Raw genomic sequence first — 20,086 nt, forward strand, 5'->3', positions numbered from 1 at the left:
CATCGTATCAATAACAACGAATCAGGCGGGACTTGCAATGCTTTTCCCGCCTGATTCGTTTTATAATACCACACAATTTTGCGCAGAAGATACTTTTACACAATGCTATTTGCCCTTGCGTCTGTTGGATCTCTGCTCTCTATATTTTGCTTTCTGCATGGCAGAGCCGCTACCGTGGGCACCGGTTATGTATTTTTTCTTCTTCGCCTTGGTCTTAACTTTCTCCTCGGCAACTTTCTTCGGACCTCCTTTGCCGAAGTTGATGCCGTTCATCAAAATATCATCGAAATCAGACATGGTTTGTTGTAAATTATTGGTTTAACATGAAAAATGAAATGGCATACACCCGTTCCAAATATCCATCAATGGTGAAACAGACGCACACCGGTGAAAGCACAGGCTATGCCGTACTTGTCGCATGTCTCTATAACATTGTCATCGCGTACCGATCCGCCCGCTTGTGCCACATACTGCACTCCGCTCTTGCGGGCACGCTCTATATTGTCGCCAAACGGGAAGAAAGCATCACTGCCGAGAGACACACCGGTTAAACGTGACAGCCACTCCTTTTTCTCTTCAAGACTGAGAGGCTCGGGTTTCTCTCTAAAGAACATCTGCCATGTACCATCGCGCAGAACATCCTCGCAATCGTCACCGACATAAATGTCGATTGTGTTGTCTCGGTCGGCACGGCGAATATTATCAACGAAAGGCAACGACATTACTTTCGGGTGCTGCCGCAACCACCAGATGTCGGCTTTGTTGCCGGCAAGGCGAGTGCAGTGTATTCTGCTCTGCTGCCCTGCACCAATGCCTATCGCTTGTCCGTCCTTGACATAGCATACCGAGTTGCTCTGTGTATATTTTAAAGTTATCAGCGCGATAATGAGATCGCGGCGGGCATCGTCGCCGAATGTCTTGTTTCGCGTGGGTACATTCTCGAAAAGTGCGGGGTCGTCAAGCCGTATCTCATTACGCCCTTGTTCGAAAGTTATGCCGAAACACTGCTTCGCCTCCACAGAGGCAGGCATATAGTCGGGATCTATCTTTATCACGTTGTACGTTCCATTGCGTTTGTCACGCAATATCTTCAAAGCATCATCGGTAAAACCGGGGGCTATCACACCATCGCTCACTTCACGTTTCAAGAGCGTTGCCACTGCGGCATCACAAGTATCGCTAAGTGCCACGAAATCGCCGTACGAACTCATGCGGTCGGCTCCGCGTGCCCTTGCGTATGCACATGCAATCGGTGTAAGTTCGATGTTTAAGTCATCGACAAAGTATATTTTCTTCAAAGTGTCGCTCAACGGCAGTCCCACCGCAGCACCTGCCGGCGAAACATGTTTAAACGATGCAGCGGCAGGCAGTCCCGTTGCCGCTTTCAGTTCTCGCACCAACTGCCATGAGTTCAGCGCATCGAGAAAATTGATGTATCCGGGACGCCCGTTCATTACCTCGATAGGCAGTTCTCCCTCCTGCATATATATTCGCGATGGCTTTTGGTTGGGGTTACAGCCGTATTTCAATGTCAGTTCTTTCATTCTCGATATTTTTTTCTTTGACTAATATGGGTGCGAATTTAATAATAAAATGCGAATTTAACGACAATTATTCGTTAAATTCGCATTTTACGTCAATATAACACTCCGGTTCAATATGAGAAAAGGTATAAATGGTTCTATGTATATTCAAGTTAAATAACTATTCTTACACTCGTTACGACTGCCAATTACAAAGTTTTTCAATTGGTGTACCGTATTTACATTATCTTAATTTTCCCGATTAAAGAATTATGAAGAGAAGACAAAGCCTGTCCTGTTATTTTCATTCTTTATCTCCCGGAAGGGGCAACGATTTTCCACAACAAGGCTGCCACGGCACCGCCGACTGTGGGGCCGACGATGAATATCCAAAGATGTGCAAGTGCCGTGCCACCTTGGAATATCGCGGGACCGACGGAACGAGCCGGATTGACAGACGTACCGGTATAGCGCATGCAACAGAGATGTACAAGGAGATATGCAAGACCGATGACAAGACCTGCAAAGTTGTTTGTCGTACCATTGGTCTTTGAAGTGGCACCAAGAAAAACAAAGACTAACACACATGTAAAGAGCATCTCGGCAAGAAGACCGCCAAACACGGGAATTGCGGCTGCACCGTTGGTTTGAAGATCGTTGGCAAAAATTCCGACAAGACCTGCCGAATTGACAAGCGCATAGAGAACGGCAGAACCGGCAATGCCTCCGATGACTTGCGAAAGGACATACATGGCAGCGTCCTTTCCGTTAATGCGACCTGTAAGGAACGCTGCAAGAGTTATGGAAGGATTGATGTGACAACCGGATATGCCGCCTATGGTATAGGCCATTGCAATCACGGCAATACCGAAAGCTGTTGCCGTTCCTATTACGCTTTCGGGTATGCCGTTGTCACACCCCAGCGATATTGCCGCGCTGCAACCCATGAATACAAGCACCATCGTACCCAATGCTTCTGCCAAATATTTTTTCATCTGCTTACAAATTATAATGTAATGCAAATATAGTCTTTTTATTTTTAGAAAGCAAGACCATGACAAAAAATAATTCTTATATATCCCAATTATAAGTTTCTGTCCAATATTGATTAACCATAAATTGGTTTTCTGTATGTCCGTTGTATATAAAATGTAGCGGCACTACTCATGTCAGACGTAAGAAAAACAAAAAGAAACAAGAAGATAAAAGCAGAGAAAAGTTTATAAAAAGCCAAACGCTTGTATATTATTGTTTTAACCCAAATCGGTCATTAGAACCCTCAACAGATTTTGTCCGATTGTTGGGCAGATGTGCAGCCGTTTCATCGAAGGCGTAGCGGGCTGCGTCGAGATGTAATGGCTGCGCAGATGGCAGCAAGCGGGCTAAAGCAGTCGGGAAGCGTAACGGCAATGGCAAATCTAAGAAAATGCGGTCTAATGACAGATTTGGGTTTAAACATTGCAGACTTACAGAAATAAAAAAAGGAGTACCGCCGTACTCCAACCTTGTTAACCTTAAATCTAATACTATGAAAAACACGATGCAAAGATAGCGACATTTTCAATACGATGCAAATATTTTAATGACAAAATGCAACAAAATGCCACTTTATTGATTTAAATCAAGCATCATAGCACAAAAATCCCTTTCAGTTTGTTTTCACAAAACTCTTTTATGTTACCAATTGACACAAAGACCAAACATCTGTCAATTATCAAGGATACGCTTCAACAGATAAGTTGCGTTTTGGTTCTTTGCCACTCCATCGGTAATTTTATAACCATAGGTAACACTCTCTCCAAGTTCTATTTCAAAGCAATGATTGTGGAAACGATTGTTGCTTTCTGCCATACGCGACAATTCGAGGTCGTGGGTTGCTATCACACCGCTGACGGGAAGTTTGCTGACAGCCTCAAGAAACATACGCGAGCCGTTCAGCTTGTCGAGTGAATTGGTTCCTTTCAGTATCTCGTCGAGTATTATCATGGTACACGGCGGGTTGTCTTTTACACTGGCAAGCAATTGACTGAGACGAAGCAATTCGGCATTGAAATAACTTATGCCATGCTGCAGGTCGTCGGTGGTACACATAGAGGTAAAGAGATTGAACATGCCTACATTCATCTCCGAGGCAAATACTCTCATTCCGGCCATCGCAATAACATAGTTGATACCGATGGCGCGCAAGAAAGTGCTTTTTCCTGCCATGTTGGCACCGGTTATGATGTAGTAATTGCGGTCGAGAATTGTAAAATCGTTGGGTACGGCATCATCGCCAAGGAACGGATGCCACAATCCGCGTGCTTCACAAACCACTCTCTCCCCGTCGGAAATAATCGGAAGAGAGGTCTCCGGATGGTTGTATGTGAATGTTGACATGGATACCAGCGAGTCTGTCTCGGCTATTGCATCAAGCCATTTTCCAACCCTGCCCGCATAACGCGAATGCCACCTTTGGTAACGGCGGACAAGAAAAAAATCGCTAAGGAAAAGTATGTTGAAAAGTACCATGCCGAGCAGATTGCCACGACGGTCGTATCCTTCGAGTATGCGACGCAGTTCGTCGAAAGCCTCAAGGGCATCGCCGTCGTCTTTAAGTTCTTGCTGCAAAGAAACCAATACAGGAGTGCGGAAAGGAGCATCACAAAGAAGTCTCGCCAGGGGTATGTATCCTCGAAGCGAACGAAGCAGTTTCTCACCACGCATGCTGATAAGCCTGAGCGGACTGCTCGTGACACCGATAACAATGCCCAGCCTGACTATAGCCCACAAAATCGGTATCGATGAGGGAATAATGCCTAATACGGCAAGCAATACCGAAACCGTAAAACCGGTCATGGCAATATTGGAGAACACAAGGGAAAAAGTGGAAGAGAAAAACGATGGAAGAGAAAGAACCACAGACTCGCCGGAAGAAAGTTCGACAGGCGGAAGTCCTGCGGAGACATTACAGTTCCACTCGGCACGCCACTGCTCCATGTCTGCCATCTCGGCGATTGCCTTTTGACGACCGAGAACGGTGTTCTTGTCAGTCGGAAGGGTCGAAAGATGTCTTGCAAGACGAGCCTTTCCGCCGGGGGTGACACAACGGCAAATGCGTTGAAAGAGAGATTCGCCTCCGAAAATGTCAAGGTCGAAAGTAAAGGCATGGGACGTATCGGCAAAACCGGCACCGTCATCGAACAGCGAAAACCTGCCTTCCAACGCCTCCACCTCATTTATATAATACGCGCGCAAGGCTTCGAGATGCTCCGTGGCACGCATATTGAGCGTGTCAAAATGCCTTACTACGGTATACGACAACAACAAGGCAAAACCGAGAAACAACATCGGGGCATGCAAACCGCCCGATGCCCAAGCCACAAATGCTGCCACTGCAGCGCAAAAAGAAACTAACTCACCGGCGACAAAAAGACGGTTGCGAGTCTTTCGCACATTTATCTCGCAAGCCATACGCGTCGCATTTTCGTTATACAATTTCTTTATTTCATTCTTATTCCCATTCATTTTCAACGTAGTAATTTATTCTTATTCAAGCATATAACAAAAGAAAGGAGTACCGCCGTACTCCAACCTTTTTGTTAACCTTAAATCTAATACTATGAAAAACACGATGCAAAGGTAGTTGTTCTCGCACACAATTGCAAATATTACAATAAAACAATTTCTATTTTCCTTATTTTCTTGACATAAATCAACCAAGTGCCGAATGAAAGATGACATAATCTGCCAAACACATATTCAAAGAGTAAACAAAAACACATGCCCGCAACAAACCATATTGCAATACTTTCGTACAACAACGGATTTTCGACATGACTGCTCCACGAATTGATGGTTTCACACATCGAAAAGACATAACAAGTTTTGCAAATCCTTAATTTTCAATAAAATAGCACGACAAAAACGATTAATGTGCCTTTTTGTTATTATATTTGCAGCGCACAAAATAAAATAGAACATAGTAATAACCCGGTAAAAGGACTCCCGAAAAAGACTTAAACGGTAAGTGTGACAAGACCGGAAAAAATTAAAACAATGAAGAAAATTATCAGCATTATTATCATTATGCTTACGATGTGCATGACAAATGCCGTTGCACAAGAAAAAGGTATAGCAAGTTACTACGGACTGAAAGCGCACGGGCGCAAAACATCAAGCGGAGAAAGACACGATGCTTACGGACTGGTTTGTGCTCACAAAAAGCACCCTATGGGAACAAAACTCAAAGTCACGAACATAAAGAACGGAAAAAGCGTGGTGGTAAGAGTAAACGACAGAGGACCGTATGCAAAAGGATGGGTGGTAGATTTGTCTTGGCAGGCAGCAAAAGAAATAGGAATACTGGCACAAGGAGTGGCAAAGGTAATAGTGGAAGTGGTAAGGGAAGAAAACAAAAAAGTAAAGGCAAAATAGTAATACAAATCCTTTATTTATACTCCTTTTTAACAAAAAGTAAGTGATGGGATATTTTTTTTCCGCTTTTACTTGTAGGTTTCAAATAAAACCAGTAATTTTGCTGCATCTACTTGACAAAATGTCAATATTAAACCTTTAAATATTTTTTTAAACATACTATGGAAGTTAAAAAAATCATGCAAGCCTTGGAGCAGAAGCATCCGGGCGAGTTGGAGTACTTGCAGGCAGTGCAGGAAGTACTTGAGTCTATCGAAGAAGTTTACAATCAGCATCCCGAGTACGAGAAGGCAAAAATCGTAGAAAGAATGGTTGAGCCGGATCGCATCTTCACTTTCCGTGTGAACTGGGTTGATGACAAAGGCGAAGTGCAGACAAACATCGGATACCGCGTACAGTTCAACTGCGCAATAGGTCCGTACAAAGGAGGTCTCCGCTTCCACAAGGCTGTTACTCCTTCAATGCTTAAATTCCTCGGTTTCGAACAGACATTCAAGAACGCACTCACAACGCTCCCGATGGGTGGCGGCAAAGGTGGTTCCGACTTCGACCCAGTAGGCAAGTCTGATGCCGAAATCATGCGTTTCTGTCAGGCATATATGCTCGAACTGGTTCACTGCATCGGTCCGGATCAGGACATTCCCGCAGGCGATGTTGGTGTTGGCGGTCGCGAAATCGGCTTCCTCAACGGCATGTACCAGAAACTGACACGCGAGTATCACACCGGTGTTCTCACGGGCAAGGGACTCGAATGGGGTGGTTCAATCTTCCGTCCGGAAGCAACAGGCTACGGCGCACTCTATTTCACAGAGCATCTGCTGAAGAAAGCCGGCAAGGACATCAAGGGCAAGAAAATCGCTATCTCCGGCTTCGGTAACGTGGCTTGGGGTGCATCGCAGAAGGCAACGGAACTCGGCGGAAAGGTTGTGGCAATCTCCGGACCGGACGGTGTTTGCGAAATTCCCGAGGGCATAACAAACGAAATGATCGACTATATGCTCGAAATGCGCGCTTCAAACCGCAACAAGGTTGAAGATATGGCTACCAAATTCCCCGGCAAAGCAAAGTTCACCGCAGGCAAGAAAGCATGGAGCATTCCTTGCGACATCGCTCTCCCATGCGCATTCCAGAACGAACTTAGCGAAGACGACGCCAAGGAATTGAAGGCTAACGGCTGCTGGTGCTGCTGCGAGGTTTCCAACATGGGATGCCAGCCGGGCGCAATCCACTTCTTCCAAAACAACGGTATCCTCTTCGCTCCGGGCAAGGCAGTAAATGCCGGTGGTGTGGCAACATCCGGACTCGAGATGACACAGAACGCCGCTCACCTGAGTTGGTCTGCAGAAGAGGTTAACAACAAACTCCATTGGATTATGGAAAGCATCCACGAGCAGTGCGTTAAGTTCGGTACACAGCCCGACGGCACTGTTGACTACGTTAAGGGTGCCAACATTGCCGGCTTCATGAAAGTGGCAAAGGCAATGCTCGATCAAGGAATTGTGTAAAATGCACTCTATATTCTAAATGTTTTTAATTCTAATCCGAGTCGGTCGTGAGATTGGCTCGGATTTTTTATCCGCATGCAAATCGTATCTCAATACTTTCATGTTTTTAATCTTTATTCAATATAAAATCAAAATAATAGGGTGTAAACAGAGTTCTGAACAAATTAAAATGTCTCCCGATACAAACCCGGTTCGGGATAATACAACAAGAAAAAACACATTATAAATACTGTTTCCGAAGAAACATTTACCGCAGATTTGATATTGACATTTTTATTATAAAATAAAACACGACAATAATATTTTGACACACGTCAAAATGTTTTCAGCAGACACAAACATCAATTAAAATCCTTTCAGAATCCTTTTAAGTCACAACATTTCCGCATTTCGTATTCTTTACAATCACAATTTCGCCGATTTTGCACTGCAATTTCGGCGGAATTGGTCTGCAAAATCGGCAGAATTACTTTGTTGTTCGATATGTTCCAACAGTTCGCGACAAATCAATTAACGTGAGTCAGGTATAAGAAGAATTGCTTAATCCGGTACTGTCCTTATCTGCAAGGGATATACCCGTTACGGACAAGTCAATGTAGTGCGACCTCATAAAAACGTTTCCGAGAACTCAAATCCAAATTCTTCGGTATCCGTTTCACAGACGGCACAATACAATTCCACATTTTGGAATATATAAAAGAGCATTAGGAAGAAGGTGTAACAATACATCCTTGTGCATTCGCTAATGCCTGTTATCTCAAAGAGCACCCACTTATCCTTTCGGCTTTCATTAAGGGGAAGCGGATAGATACCATCGTATGGCATTTTTCGAGCAAAACTCTCAACAACTCGTGGGTGAACGAGATAGCTCAAATACTTATAAGGGTAATCACATATTGTTGAGAGTTTTGCTCGAAAAATGCCATCACCCTATCCGCCAATGAAAAAAATGAAACGGCTCAAAAGTAACAAAAAAACAATATCCCGTATCTCTGCCTATTTGAAATAGTCTATATGCTTTTTGCAATCCTATTCAATAGAGATTTTATAACAACGATATGGAACGGACGAATAAAGAAGAAATAAATTCTTCCTAACGCATTATAATACTTTACTACCGTTGTTATCCGAAGTTCCTGCCTACCATTGAAATATTTGCCACATAGCAGAGACGTGTGAAAAGTGAGATGTTTGTCTGTTTTGCCGAAAACTATCTCATTCGTATCTCTCTCACATATCATATCACATAAGCCGCTATCGGTATCAAGTTTCAGTGGTTTTACAAAACATTTTCTCATTTTTTGCAATGTCTTTACCCAATTCAAAGGATGGTTGAATGCCATATCGAAAAACTGCTCTGCCATTACCGGTTCTTGACATGAAACGGTTTTTACATAGGAATCAGTATAATCATACGGAATGTAATTATAGATAAGACTGTTTGGCAGTCTTTTCATTTTAATCATATTCTCTTTTCATTTTTAATCATCACAAGGAAGTTTTTGGTAAAATTCCAACCAATGACCGTCAAGGTCTTCAAAGGTCAATAACTTTCCGTAAGATTCTGTTCTTATTTCTCCAATCGTCTTTATTCCTTTATTCTTTAATTCCTCATATACAAGTTCTATGTTATCAGTTTCAAACATAATTCTTGTTTTGCTTGGAATCACATCACCCTCGTTTGCATGTCTTTTCAATATAGCGAATGAAGTTTCACCTAAATCAAACTCTATCCAATCTCCATCTGTCAGTTTGACCTCGAAGCCCATATCTTGATAAAATTGCCTTGACTTCTGTAAGTCACTTACATAAATCCAGCAAGCATATATCTTTCCCGGTTTCATAATAAATTAACGTGAGTTCGATAAATTAAGATTTTCATAGTAATATATGTTTAAGGGGTGCACAAAGATATTGAGAGAACTTATTTCTTATAAGTTTTAATACACCCCAAAAACTTCATATTCAAACGAAGCCCTTTTAACCATCAGCGGCGACTCGTGCGAACATCGAACTCCGTGATGCGCGACGTAACTTGCTCGTTGCCCTGAATGGCACGGATACGGAAACGGGCATTGCCGTCTTTCAGTCTCTTGCCTGCCTGAATGGTGGCAGTATATCGTATCCCGCGGTGCGGAGCAATGCTCTCGACATGAATAGACGGAGAGATATAAATATGTTTTGCACCGGATACTTCCTCGACAACGGGCTGTACATCGTACAATACTCTGTCGGAGTTGTTATAAACCTCGAATATAATCTTGCTCATCTCGGATGCACGCAATGTGTTGTCCATATCATCGTCAACAAAACGGGCATTGCGTATCTCCAATTTGGGATTGAAAGTGGCACTTACCCCATTGTCACTGCCGTACAACGGGTCGAAAGAGCGTGGTGTCGAAGCACTGTAACCACTGTTATAGTCATTGTCATTATAATCGTATATGCGGTCATCGCCACTTTTGACGGGATCTAAAGAAAACTCTGTGCCGTTATTTTCAAAATTATACACCGCATCATTGTTTTCATTCCTCTGCCGATATTCCTCGCACCGGTCAATATCGGAACGTTCATACTGATAGTCGCGATAACGATGCTCGCGAACTTCATCCATACGTTTCAATCTCGAATCCTCGTAAGAACTGCCTATTGCAGCACCTACGGCGGCACCGCCCGCCATGCCTACCAAAGTACCAATATCGCTGCCTCGTGCGCCACCGGTGATACCACCGATTGCAGAACCGATCATTGCTCCTATGCCTGCCCCCCGATAAGCACCGGCACCGGTGTATGTTGTGCAACCGCTAAACAAGATAGTTGAAAGCATCACTGCAAATAAAACCTTTTTCATACTCACCACGTTTTTTAGTTTATATAATTATGCCCCGCAAAAGAAATCTCCATGGAACATCTTGTTAGTCAGAGCAAAGATATTAATTTCCCATGAAACGATGATGCCGTTTTCCCTATTTTAACATAGGGAAAACCCTAAATCGGGAAAACGAGTCGGAAATCGCTGGGCAAGATGACATTAATGCAAACAGCAGACAGATATAAAAAAACTCCCGTCCCCTTTTCAAGGTAGGACGGGAGTTTATGATAGTTATTAAAGTTTTTACACTTATTCTGCCTTTGCCTCTTCTGTTGTTTCCGACTGAGTCTCCGCTGCTTTCGGTGCAGACTTCTTTCCGGCGCGACGCGTACGCTTTGCTGCCGTTTTGGGAGTCTTTGCCATGTTTTCATTGAAGTCCACAAGTTCGATGAAAGCCATTTCTGCGCCATCGCCCTTACGTGCTCCAAGTTTTATCACGCGAGTGTATCCGCCCGGACGGTCGCCAACCTTCTGTGAGATTTCTCCGAAGAGAGTCTTCAGTGCCTCTTTGTTCTGCAGATAGCGGAACACTACGCGGCGCGAGTTGGTTGAGTCGTCCTTACAACGAGTTATCAGTGGCTCTACATACTTTTTAAGTGCCTTGGCCTTGGCAACGGTCGTAGTGATTCTTTTGTGCTCAATCAGCGAAATTGCCATGTTTGCAAGCAATGCGTGACGATGATCGGCAGTACGACCGAGGTGATTGAATTTCTTACCGTGTCTCATTTTTTTGTTTTTCTTTCGGAAAAGGAGTTCACATTATATAAATGAATCAGTCCTTCTCCAGTTTATACTTTGAAATGTCGGTTCCGAACTGTAGATTCAGACTCTCGAGCAAATCATCAAGCTCTGAAAGCGATTTCTTACCGAAGTTGCGGAATTTCAAGAGGTCGGTCTTGTTATACTGAACGAGGTCGCCGAGTGTATCAACATCGGCTGCTTTCAGACAGTTAAGGGCACGAACACTGAGGTTCATGTCAACAAGACGCGTCTTGAGAAGCTGTCGCATGTGAAGAACCTCCTCGTCAAACTCCTGATTACCCTCTACGTCTGTATTCTCAAGGGTGATCTTCTCATCAGAGAAGAGCATGAAGTGATAGATGAGGATCTTGGCTGCCTCTTTAAGTGCATCTTTCGGGTGTACGGAACCGTCCGTCGTTACTTCAAGAACGAGTTTGTCGTAGTCGGTCTTTTGTTCAACACGATACGGCTCTACTGCGAACTTGACGTTGCGGATGGGGGTGTAAATAGAATCGATTGGAATTACATTGACATCGGTGCAGAACTCGCGATTCTCGTCGGCAGGAACATATCCGCGTCCTTTGTTTATCGTGAGATCGATTTGCATCGATGCCTTTGAGTCTAAATGACAAATCACCAAATCCGGGTTTAACACTTCAAATCCAGTCAGATACTTGCCTATGTCACCAGCTTTGAATTCGGTGGAATTCTCTACGGTGATACTAACTTTCTCGTTCTCAAATTCTTCTACTACTTGCTTGAAGCGAACTTGCTTCAGATTCAAGATGATGTTGGTAACATCTTCTTTTACACCGGGAACGGATGAGAACTCATGCTCAACACCGGCAATCTTGATGGTGTTGATGGCATAGCCCTCGAGCGATGAAAGGAGAATGCGGCGCAGGGCGTTACCTATGGTAACACCGAAGCCCGGCTCAAGAGGACGAAATTCGAACTTGCCGAATTTGTCGTTTGCCTCCAGCATCACTACTTTATCAGGTTTTTGAAATGCTAATATCGCCATTAATTTAATGATTTGATTAGTTCTTAGAATATAATTCTACGATTAACTGCTCCTTGATGTTCTCCGGAATGTCGGCACGATCAGGCACATGGAGGAACTTGCCGCTTTTTGAGGCACTGTCCCACTCCATCCAAGGATACTTGCTGTGGTTGTATCCTGCGAGTGCATTCTCGATTACTTCAAGAGACTTTGATTTCTCACGTACGCCGACTATCTGTCCCGGCTTTACCGAATAAGAAGGGATGTTTACTACTTTACCGTCAACAACAATGTGACGATGACTTACCAACTGACGAGCAGCTGCACGAGTAGGAGCAATACCGAGACGGAACACAATGTTGTCAAGACGGCACTCGAGATGCTGCAAGAGAACCTCGCCGGTTATACCACCCGATTTGGCTGCCTTGTCGAACAAGTTGCGGAACTGACGCTCAAGCACACCGTAAGTGTATTTAGCCTTCTGCTTCTCTGCCAACATGACCCCATACTCCGACACCTTGCGACGACGGTTCTGGCCATGCTGTCCGGGAGGGAAGTTCCTCCGGGACAAAACTTTGTCTGCGCCGAATATGGGTTCACCAAAACGGCGTGCAATTTTTGATTTCGGTCCAATATATCTTGCCATAATACTTTGATATAAATTCTTTATTTATTATTTCATTTCTTCTTGGGATTGTACAATACGATGATTGCAAATCTCAGGAAACTGAATTTTATACACGACGACGTTTCGGAGGACGGCAGCCATTGTGCGGCAGCGGTGTAACGTCAACAATTTCGATTACCTCGATACCTGCGGTGTGAATGGCGCGAATTGCGCTCTCACGACCATTACCCGGCCCTTTGACGTAGGCTTTCACCTTGCGGAGACCGAGATCGTATGCAATCTTGGCGCAATCCTCTGCTGCCATCTGTGCTGCGTAAGGAGTGTTTTTCTTGGAACCGCGGAAACCCATCTTACCTGCCGAAGACCATGAAATAACTTGTCCCTCACCGTTTGCCAATGTTACTATGATATTATTGAAAGAACTGTGTACATGAAGTTGACCAAGAGCGTCAACTTTCACATTTCTTTTTTTTGCGACTGTTTTCTTTGCCATAATTCTTAATTGTTAATTTTAAATTGATAATTGTGAATTACTTAGTGGCCTTCTTCTTGTTAGCAACAGTCTTCTTCTTGCCCTTGCGTGTACGGGCATTGTTCTTGGTGCTCTGACCACGAACGGGAAGGCCGTTACGATGACGGACTCCACGATAGCAACCAATATCCATCAGTCGCTTGATATTCATCTGGATCTCGCTGCGGAGATCACCTTCTACCTTGTACTCAGCGCCGATAACTTCACGGATCTTGGCTGCCTGGTCGTCGCTCCACTCGTTAACCTTGAGGTCGCGACTCACACCGGCTTTATCCAATATCTTTGCTGAACTACTTCGACCTATACCATAGATATAAGTCAATGCGATTTCGCCACGTTTGTTCTGGGGCAAATCTACTCCAACAATTCTTATTGCCATTGTTTTAAATGAAAAAATAATGTGTTAAATTTCAAAAACCTGCTAAAAAGCATGCAAAGTTAAGAAGAATATTTGAGACTTCTGCCTTTTTATGCTTATTTAACTTTAACCCTGACGCAGTTTATACTTCGGGTTTTTCTTGTTGATAACGAACAAGCGACCTTTTCGACGTACTATTTTGCAGTCGGGGGTGCGCTTCTTTAATGATGCTCTTGTCTTCATTTCTCTCTAAGTTTATTTGTATCTAAATACTATTCTGCCTTTTGTAAGGTCGTAGGGACTCATCTCCACCTTGACCTTGTCGCCAGGTAATATCTTGATGTAGTGCATTCTCATTTTCCCGGATATGTGCGCTATTATTGGCACACCATTCTCAAGTTCTACTCGAAACATTGCGTTCGAGAGAGCCTCGATGATAGTTCCGTCTTGTTCTATAGCCCCTTGTTTTGCCATGTATGTTTTCTTGTCCTATTAATTAATGTTTTCTATTTCCTCGAAAGTTGATAAAATCTCTGCCTTTCCCTGTCTTATCGCAATGGTATGCTCGAAATGTGCTGCGGGCTTTCCGTCACGAGTACGTATTGTCCATCTGTCCGGCATCATGTATATGCTCTTGTCGCCCATTGTTATCATGGGTTCAATCGCAATACACATGCCTGCCTTAAGCAATACTCCGTTGCCTCGGCGACCGTAATTGGGTACTTGCGGGTCTTCGTGCATTTCACGACCTATGCCGTGTCCTGTAAGTTCGCGCACCACCCCGTATCCTTCTTTCTCGCAATGGGTTTGTACGGCACTGCTTATATCTCCGAGATGACGACCTGCAATAGCATTCTGTATTCCGAGATAAAGAGCCTCACGTGTAGTCTTGAGGAGTTTCTTCACATCGTCCGCAACTTCGCCGACACAGAAAGTATAGGCCGAGTCGCCGTTGAAACCGTCAAGCAGTGTTCCACAATCAATGGAGATTATGTCTCCGTCTTTCAGCACCTCGCTTTCGCTTGGTACTCCATGAACCACCGCATCGTTAACCGATGTGCAGATGCTTGCCGGGAACGGCGTTCCGTAAGGATTGGGAAAATCCTTGAAAGTGGGAATTGCACCGTGGTCACGGATAAATTCGTCTGCGATTTTGTCAAGCCGAAGTGTGGTAACACCGGGTTTAATATGTTTAGCTAATTCGCCGAGCGTTTTGCCAACAAGTTGGTTAGCCCGGCGCATTAGCTCGATTTCATCTTCTGTCTTAAGAAATATCTTCATCTAAAGCAGAAAAGAGTTAGTAAGCAGAGACACCGCCACGTTGACGCGACGTACCCGAGTTGAGCAGGCCGTCGTAGTGGCGCATGAGCAACCGGCTTTCTATCTGCTGCAAGGTATCGATTACGACACCGACAAGAATGAGGAGCGACGTGCCGCCGAAGAACTGCGCAAAAGCATCCTGTACATTCAAGAAGCCTGCGAGTGCCGGCATTATGGCTATGAAGGCAATGAACAGAGAACCGGGCAACGTGATGCGTGACATCACGGTGTCAATATACTCTGCCGTAGGCTTGCCCGGCTTAACACCGGGAATAAAACCGTTGTTGCGTTTCATGTCTTCTGCCATCTGAGTGGGATTAAGCGTAATTGCCGTATAGAAATATGTGAAAGCAATTATAAGGATTGCGAATACGATATTATACAGGAAACTGCGATGATCCATCAGGTTGCGCATTATGAAGCCGGGTTCGGTAACATAATTTATAATCGTCAACGGAATGAACATCAACGCCTGTGCAAAGATGATAGGCATCACGTTTGCGGCAAACAACTTCAGCGGAATGTACTGGCGTGCACCTCCATACTGCTTGTTGCCCACGAGTCTTTTTGCATACTGCACGGGAACTTTGCGAGTTCCTTGTACAAGCAGGATTGCAAGACAGACGACAATATACAGTATAAGTATCTCTATGATGAACATTACCAATCCACCACCGGTTATGGCAGTGAAACGCGAACCCACTTCCTGTATGAAAGCCTGTGGGAGACGTGCAATGATACCAATCATAATTATTATTGATACGCCATTTCCGATACCTTTGTCAGTTATGCGCTCTCCAAGCCATAGAATGAACATACTGCCGGCGGCGAGAATTATCGTTCCGACGATGATGAAATAATTCCATGAAATACCTGTGGCAAGTGCTCCTGCCGATTGGGCACGAAGATTGATAAGGTAAGACGGAGCTTGAAACAGCAAGATACCTACCGTGAGGATACGCGTGTACCACTGTATCTTCTTACGTCCGCTCTCTCCTTCACGCTGCATCTTTTGGAAATAAGGCACAGCAACGGCGAGCAACTGCATCACAATGGAAGCCGAGATATACGGCATGATTCCCAATGCGAATATTGACGCGTGGGAGAATGCTCCTCCTGAGAATGCGTCGAGGAGGGACATAAGTCCGCCTGCCGTCTGTTTCTGCAAACTCTCGAGGTCGCCGGGATCGATGCCCGGAAGCACCACGAACGATCCGAAACGATATATTGCAACAAACAGGACGGTAATGAGGATTCGCTCGCGCAGATCCTCTACCCTCCAGCAATTCTTCAGGTATTCAATAAACTTTTTCATTTAAGATCAGATTATAGTTGTGTTACCACCTGCTGCCTTAATGGCCTCTTCAGCAGTTTTAGAGAAAGCGTTTGCTTCAACGTCGATCTTAGCCTTAAGTTCGCCGTTACCAAGGATCTTAACAAGCACCTTGTCGTTTGTTAGTCCGGCATCAACAAGTTCCTTGATACCAATCTTGGTCAGTTGCTTCTCATCCACAAGTCTCTGAAGAGTCGATAGGTTTACTGCGAAGTATTCCTTGTGGTTAATGTTCTTGAAACCAAACTTCGGAACACGACGCTGCAATGGCATCTGACCACCTTCAAATCCGATCTTTCTCTTATAGCCGGAACGTGCCTTTGCACCCTTGTGTCCGCGGGTTGATGTTCCACCCAAACCCGAACCAGGACCACGACCGATGCGACGGCGGGCATGTGTAGAACCCGGTGCCGGCTTTAAATTATTCAATTTCATAATTGTTGACTGTTTAAACGTTAGACTATAAGTTTACTCTACAATGGTTACCAGATGATGAACCTTGCGTATCATGCCACGGAGAGAAGGAGTGTCCTCACGTTCTACCACCTGAGAAATCTTGCGCAGACCAAGTGCCTCCAGCGTACGCTTCTGGTCAATGGGAGCACCAATCTTGCTCTTTATCTGCTTTATTTTCAATGTTGCCATATAAGAAACCTCCTAAGTTTTAACCGTTAAACACTTTTTTCATATCCACGCCGCGCATTCCTGCCACGGTATATGCATCACGCATCTTGGTTAGTGCAAGTATGGTAGCCTTTACCAAGTTGTGCGGGTTCGAAGACCCCTTGCTCTTTGCGAGCACATCCGTAACACCCACGCTGTCGAGTACTGCACGCATGGCACCACCGGCTACAAGTCCGGTACCGGCGGAAGCCGGCTTCAAGAACACATGTGCACCACTGTATCGTGCTTCCATCTCATGTGGGATGGTACCCTTCAATACGGGAACTTTCACAAGGTTTTTCTTTGCAGCCTCAGTACCTTTTGCTATCGCGGCGGTAACTTCGCCTGCCTTACCAAGCCCCCAGCCGATGACGCCATTGCCGTCTCCGACTACAACGATTGCTGCGAATGTAAAGGTGCGGCCACCCTTTGTCACCTTGGTAACTCGGTTAATGGCGACCAGACGGTCTTTCAACTCAACGTCACTATTTATCTTTACTTTATTATTCATTGCCATAATAATATTTAGAATTTAAGTCCACCTTTACGGGCACCGTCTGCCAATTCCTTAACACGTCCGTGATAGAGATAGCCGTTACGGTCGAATACCACTTGTGTGATACCTGCCTCTTTTGCTTTCTCTGCGAACAACTCGCCCACTTTGGCTGCCTGTTCTTTCTTTGGCAGTTTCTCCATTCCGAGAGAAGATGCAGCACAGAGAGTTGTACCGGTCAAATCGTTGATGGCCTGCGCATATATCTGCTTGTTGCTGCGGAACACGCTAAGACGAGGACGCTCTGCTGTCCCATTCACGCTCTTGCGAATTCTGAACTTTATCTTAATTCGTCTTTCTACTTTCTTTGTTGTCATAATAGTAAAATCAATTAAAATTATTTTGCAGAAGCCGATTTACCGGACTTTCTGCGTATAACCTCGCCTTTGAACAGGATACCCTTGCCCTTATAAGGCTCCGGCATACGGAAAGAACGAATTTTAGCACAAATGAGTCCGAGCAACTCCTTGTCGCAAGACTCTAAAATAATCTGAGGGTTTTGGTTACGCTCCATCTTTGTCTCAACCTTTACTTCTTTCGGAAGTTGCAAGAAGATTGGGTGCGTATAACCAAGTTGGAATTCCATGAGGTTTCCTTGATTCGATACACGGAAACCCACGCCGACAAGTTCGAGTTCTTTCTTGTACCCTTCGCTCACACCAACAACCATGTTGTTGACCAATGCGCGATACAAGCCATGGAACGCGTTCTTCTGCTTGTAGTTTACCGGGCTTTTCTCATCAACCTCAAAAACTATTTGACCATCCTCCATCTTCATAATGATGGAAGAATCCACTTTCTGTGAAAGTTCTCCCTTAGGACCTTTAACGGTAACGAGACCGTCGTTCTGAGTAACAGTAACTCCAGCAGGGATTGCTATTGGCAATTTACCTATTCTTGACATTTGCGAGCCCTCCCCATTAATAAATGTAGCAAAGAACCTCGCCGCCTATCTTCTGTACGGAAGCCTCTTTGTCAGTCATTACACCTTTAGACGTGGATATTATTGCGATACCCAGTCCGTTAATTACTCTCGGCATGTCCTTGTAACCGGTATATTTGCGAAGTCCCGGTTTTGACACTCTTTTGAGGGAGCGTATTGCGCTCTCCTTAGTTTTGGGATTGTACTTCAGGGCAACCTTGATTGTCCCCTGAGGACCGTCATCCTCAAACTTATAGTTCAGGATGTAACCCTTCTCGAAGAGAATCTTTGTGATTTCTTTCTTCAAGTTTGAAGCCGGAACTTCCACAACACGGTGATTGGCCATGATTGCGTTTCTCAACCTCGTCAGATAATCTGCTATTGGATCTGTCATAAAATATAAAATGTTTAATTAATCGGGACTACCCCGACAATATTAAAGAATATCCTTTTCAGGTATTGGTGCAGGGTGGTGGGTGGCGGTAATACCATACACCCACGTCCGTCACACCGTTTCAATGTCTTACCAACTTGCTTTCCTTATTCCCGGAATGAGACCGGCAGAAGCCATCTCACGGAACTGGATACGAGAAAGTCCGAACTGGCGCATGTATCCTTTCGGACGTCCCGTAATCTTGCAGCGGTTGTGCAGACGTATCGGGTTGGCGTTCTTAGGGATGCTCTGCAACTTGCGAGCAGCTTCATAGGCCTCGGCCGGATCCTCGCTCGTGGCGATTATCTTCTTCAATGCTGCACGTTTCTCTGCATAGCGAGCAACCAGTTTAGCGCGCTTCACCTCGCGGGCTTTCATTGATTCTTTTGCCATATCTGTTAATCTTTTTTAGCGTTCTTGAATGGAAGACCGAATGCCTTGAGCAATGCAAATCCCTCCTCGTCTGTCTTTGCAGACGTAACGAAAGTTATGTTCATTCCCTGAATACGGTCTATGGTATCGATATTTATTTCAGGGAAGATTATCTGCTCCTGAATACCAAGTGTGTAGTTGCCACGTCCATCGAACTTGCTCTCGATACCCTTGAAGTCGCGGATACGAGGAAGTGCCACTCTCACGAGTTTCTCGAGGAACTCGTACATGCGTTCGCGACGCAGTGTTACCATAACACCGATAGGCATCTTCTTGCGGAGTTTGAAATTGGCGATGTCCTTCTTTGAATATGTGGCCACGGCCTTCTGTCCTGTGATTGTAGAAATCTCATTGATGGCAACATCAACAATCTTCTTGTCCTGGGTCGCGTCTCCCAAACCTTGGTTAACCACGATCTTCTTGAGTACAGGAACCTGCATTTTGGAAGTGTAGTTGAACTGTTTCTCAAGTGCCGGAGCAATCTGCTCGTTATACACTTTCTTTAATTGTGCTGTATCCATTATTTGATTTCCTCCCCAGACTTTTTAGCGATGCGTACTTTCTTGCCTTCCTCGTTTACCTTGATGGCAATACGTGTGGGCTTTCCGCTCTTCGGATCTATCAGACTTAAATTTGAGATATGAATGGGTGCTTCAATCTTAATGATGCCTCCCTGAGGGTTCTTGGCGCTGGGCTTGGAACTCTTGGAAACCATGTTCCAGCCTTCCACTATAGCCTTCTGCTCTTTTACCAAGACTTTGAGGACTTTACCCTTCTGGCCTTTATCTTTGCCGGCGAGTATTATCACCTCATCACCTTTCTTTATATGTAACTTCGTCATTACTTATTTAC

The 20,086-nt window shown here is 44.7% G+C and carries 28 protein-coding genes and 1 pseudogene; 3 read left to right on the forward strand and 26 right to left on the reverse strand.

The features are described from left to right. Positions 1 to 105 precede the first annotated feature (105 nt). The 5 genes from EII32_RS04390 to EII32_RS04410 form a co-directional block, all read right to left on the reverse strand. Complete coding sequence (locus EII32_RS04390; RefSeq protein ID WP_125234235.1) at positions 106 to 297, reverse strand: hypothetical protein; 192 nt, start codon at positions 295 to 297, stop codon at positions 106 to 108. Positions 298 to 362: 65 nt separating this feature from the next. Further along, entirely contained in the window at positions 363 to 1,544 is a 1,182-nt protein-coding gene (locus tag EII32_RS04395) for a phosphoribosylaminoimidazolecarboxamide formyltransferase (protein ID WP_125234236.1), read from the reverse strand. A gap of 290 nt (positions 1,545 to 1,834) precedes the next feature. After that, complete coding sequence (locus EII32_RS04400; RefSeq protein ID WP_125234237.1) at positions 1,835 to 2,518, reverse strand: MIP/aquaporin family protein; 684 nt, start codon at positions 2,516 to 2,518, stop codon at positions 1,835 to 1,837. A gap of 250 nt (positions 2,519 to 2,768) precedes the next feature. Then, the gene (locus EII32_RS12360) at positions 2,769 to 2,939 is read right to left on the reverse strand and encodes a hypothetical protein (RefSeq protein ID WP_199741393.1); all 171 of its coding nucleotides are present in this window, start codon (positions 2,937 to 2,939) and stop codon (positions 2,769 to 2,771) included. Between the two features lie 291 nt (positions 2,940 to 3,230). Then, entirely contained in the window at positions 3,231 to 5,030 is a 1,800-nt protein-coding gene (locus EII32_RS04410) for a MutS-related protein (RefSeq protein ID WP_125234239.1), read from the reverse strand. 531 nt (positions 5,031 to 5,561) lie between these two features. Between EII32_RS04410 and EII32_RS04420 the strand changes: the two genes are divergently transcribed. The 3 genes and pseudogenes from EII32_RS04420 to EII32_RS04430 all read left to right on the forward strand — a co-directional run. Next, positions 5,562 to 5,939, forward strand: a complete 378-nt coding sequence (locus EII32_RS04420) for a septal ring lytic transglycosylase RlpA family protein (RefSeq protein ID WP_125234240.1) — start codon at positions 5,562 to 5,564, stop codon at positions 5,937 to 5,939. A gap of 161 nt (positions 5,940 to 6,100) precedes the next feature. Next, on the forward strand, positions 6,101 to 7,444 hold the full coding sequence (gene gdhA / locus EII32_RS04425) for an NADP-specific glutamate dehydrogenase (RefSeq protein WP_125234241.1): 1,344 nt from the start codon (positions 6,101 to 6,103) through the stop codon (positions 7,442 to 7,444). Positions 7,445 to 8,056: 612 nt separating this feature from the next. After that, positions 8,057 to 8,260, forward strand: a pseudogene (locus EII32_RS04430) (PcfJ domain-containing protein); the annotation flags it as partial. A gap of 194 nt (positions 8,261 to 8,454) precedes the next feature. Here EII32_RS04430 and EII32_RS04435 read toward each other — a convergent pair. From EII32_RS04435 to rplX, 21 genes are all read right to left on the reverse strand, one after another. Beyond that, positions 8,455 to 8,910: a DUF2867 domain-containing protein gene (locus tag EII32_RS04435; RefSeq protein ID WP_125234242.1), complete on the reverse strand. Its 456-nt coding sequence runs from the start codon at positions 8,908 to 8,910 to the stop codon at positions 8,455 to 8,457. Between the two features lie 15 nt (positions 8,911 to 8,925). Beyond that, positions 8,926 to 9,288 carry a VOC family protein gene (locus EII32_RS04440; protein WP_125234243.1) on the reverse strand — a complete coding sequence of 121 codons (363 nt, stop codon included), beginning with the start codon at positions 9,286 to 9,288 and terminating at the stop codon, positions 8,926 to 8,928. A gap of 143 nt (positions 9,289 to 9,431) precedes the next feature. Further along, entirely contained in the window at positions 9,432 to 10,295 is an 864-nt protein-coding gene (locus EII32_RS04445) for a glycine zipper family protein (protein ID WP_125234244.1), read from the reverse strand. Between the two features lie 270 nt (positions 10,296 to 10,565). Further along, a complete protein-coding gene (gene rplQ / locus EII32_RS04450; RefSeq protein ID WP_125234245.1) occupies positions 10,566 to 11,042 on the reverse strand; it encodes a 50S ribosomal protein L17 in 477 nt (158 codons plus the stop codon). 46 nt (positions 11,043 to 11,088) lie between these two features. After that, a complete protein-coding gene (locus EII32_RS04455; protein WP_125234246.1) occupies positions 11,089 to 12,081 on the reverse strand; it encodes a DNA-directed RNA polymerase subunit alpha in 993 nt (330 codons plus the stop codon). A 16-nt stretch (positions 12,082 to 12,097) separates the two neighbouring features. Then, a complete protein-coding gene (gene rpsD / locus EII32_RS04460) occupies positions 12,098 to 12,706 on the reverse strand; it encodes a 30S ribosomal protein S4 (protein WP_125234247.1) in 609 nt (202 codons plus the stop codon). Between the two features lie 88 nt (positions 12,707 to 12,794). Further along, positions 12,795 to 13,181: a 30S ribosomal protein S11 gene (rpsK, locus tag EII32_RS04465; protein ID WP_125234248.1), complete on the reverse strand. Its 387-nt coding sequence runs from the start codon at positions 13,179 to 13,181 to the stop codon at positions 12,795 to 12,797. 37 nt (positions 13,182 to 13,218) lie between these two features. Next, the gene (gene rpsM, locus EII32_RS04470; RefSeq protein WP_125234249.1) at positions 13,219 to 13,599 is read right to left on the reverse strand and encodes a 30S ribosomal protein S13; all 381 of its coding nucleotides are present in this window, start codon (positions 13,597 to 13,599) and stop codon (positions 13,219 to 13,221) included. 105 nt (positions 13,600 to 13,704) lie between these two features. Next, positions 13,705 to 13,821 (reverse strand): 50S ribosomal protein L36, encoded by a 117-nt coding sequence (gene rpmJ / locus EII32_RS04475; protein ID WP_006950529.1) that lies wholly within the window; start codon positions 13,819 to 13,821, stop codon positions 13,705 to 13,707. Positions 13,822 to 13,833: 12 nt separating this feature from the next. Further along, positions 13,834 to 14,052 (reverse strand): translation initiation factor IF-1, encoded by a 219-nt coding sequence (infA, locus tag EII32_RS04480; protein ID WP_125234250.1) that lies wholly within the window; start codon positions 14,050 to 14,052, stop codon positions 13,834 to 13,836. 18 nt (positions 14,053 to 14,070) lie between these two features. Then, positions 14,071 to 14,859 (reverse strand): type I methionyl aminopeptidase, encoded by a 789-nt coding sequence (map, locus tag EII32_RS04485; protein WP_125234251.1) that lies wholly within the window; start codon positions 14,857 to 14,859, stop codon positions 14,071 to 14,073. Between the two features lie 16 nt (positions 14,860 to 14,875). Continuing rightward, positions 14,876 to 16,213 (reverse strand): preprotein translocase subunit SecY, encoded by a 1,338-nt coding sequence (gene secY, locus EII32_RS04490; protein ID WP_125234252.1) that lies wholly within the window; start codon positions 16,211 to 16,213, stop codon positions 14,876 to 14,878. A 6-nt stretch (positions 16,214 to 16,219) separates the two neighbouring features. Then, the gene (gene rplO / locus EII32_RS04495) at positions 16,220 to 16,666 is read right to left on the reverse strand and encodes a 50S ribosomal protein L15 (RefSeq protein ID WP_125234253.1); all 447 of its coding nucleotides are present in this window, start codon (positions 16,664 to 16,666) and stop codon (positions 16,220 to 16,222) included. A 33-nt stretch (positions 16,667 to 16,699) separates the two neighbouring features. Then, positions 16,700 to 16,876, reverse strand: coding sequence for a 50S ribosomal protein L30 (gene rpmD / locus EII32_RS04500; protein WP_125234254.1), 177 nt, complete (start codon positions 16,874 to 16,876; stop codon positions 16,700 to 16,702). A gap of 19 nt (positions 16,877 to 16,895) precedes the next feature. After that, the gene (gene rpsE / locus EII32_RS04505; protein ID WP_125234255.1) at positions 16,896 to 17,411 is read right to left on the reverse strand and encodes a 30S ribosomal protein S5; all 516 of its coding nucleotides are present in this window, start codon (positions 17,409 to 17,411) and stop codon (positions 16,896 to 16,898) included. Between the two features lie 8 nt (positions 17,412 to 17,419). Continuing rightward, positions 17,420 to 17,764, reverse strand: coding sequence for a 50S ribosomal protein L18 (gene rplR, locus EII32_RS04510; protein WP_125234256.1), 345 nt, complete (start codon positions 17,762 to 17,764; stop codon positions 17,420 to 17,422). Positions 17,765 to 17,784: 20 nt separating this feature from the next. After that, positions 17,785 to 18,351 (reverse strand): 50S ribosomal protein L6, encoded by a 567-nt coding sequence (gene rplF, locus EII32_RS04515; protein WP_125234257.1) that lies wholly within the window; start codon positions 18,349 to 18,351, stop codon positions 17,785 to 17,787. Between the two features lie 16 nt (positions 18,352 to 18,367). Beyond that, a complete protein-coding gene (rpsH, locus tag EII32_RS04520; protein WP_125234258.1) occupies positions 18,368 to 18,763 on the reverse strand; it encodes a 30S ribosomal protein S8 in 396 nt (131 codons plus the stop codon). 129 nt (positions 18,764 to 18,892) lie between these two features. Then, entirely contained in the window at positions 18,893 to 19,195 is a 303-nt protein-coding gene (rpsN, locus tag EII32_RS04525) for a 30S ribosomal protein S14 (RefSeq protein WP_125234259.1), read from the reverse strand. Between the two features lie 5 nt (positions 19,196 to 19,200). Beyond that, positions 19,201 to 19,755, reverse strand: a complete 555-nt coding sequence (rplE, locus tag EII32_RS04530; RefSeq protein WP_125234260.1) for a 50S ribosomal protein L5 — start codon at positions 19,753 to 19,755, stop codon at positions 19,201 to 19,203. Then, the gene (gene rplX / locus EII32_RS04535; RefSeq protein WP_125234261.1) at positions 19,755 to 20,075 is read right to left on the reverse strand and encodes a 50S ribosomal protein L24; all 321 of its coding nucleotides are present in this window, start codon (positions 20,073 to 20,075) and stop codon (positions 19,755 to 19,757) included. The genes rplE and rplX overlap by 1 nt, the downstream gene beginning before the upstream one ends. Positions 20,076 to 20,086 lie beyond the last annotated feature (11 nt).

Source organism: Prevotella sp. OH937_COT-195, from assembly GCF_003932845.1.
In the GTDB taxonomy this organism is placed as follows: Bacteria; Bacteroidota; Bacteroidia; order Bacteroidales; family Bacteroidaceae; genus Prevotella.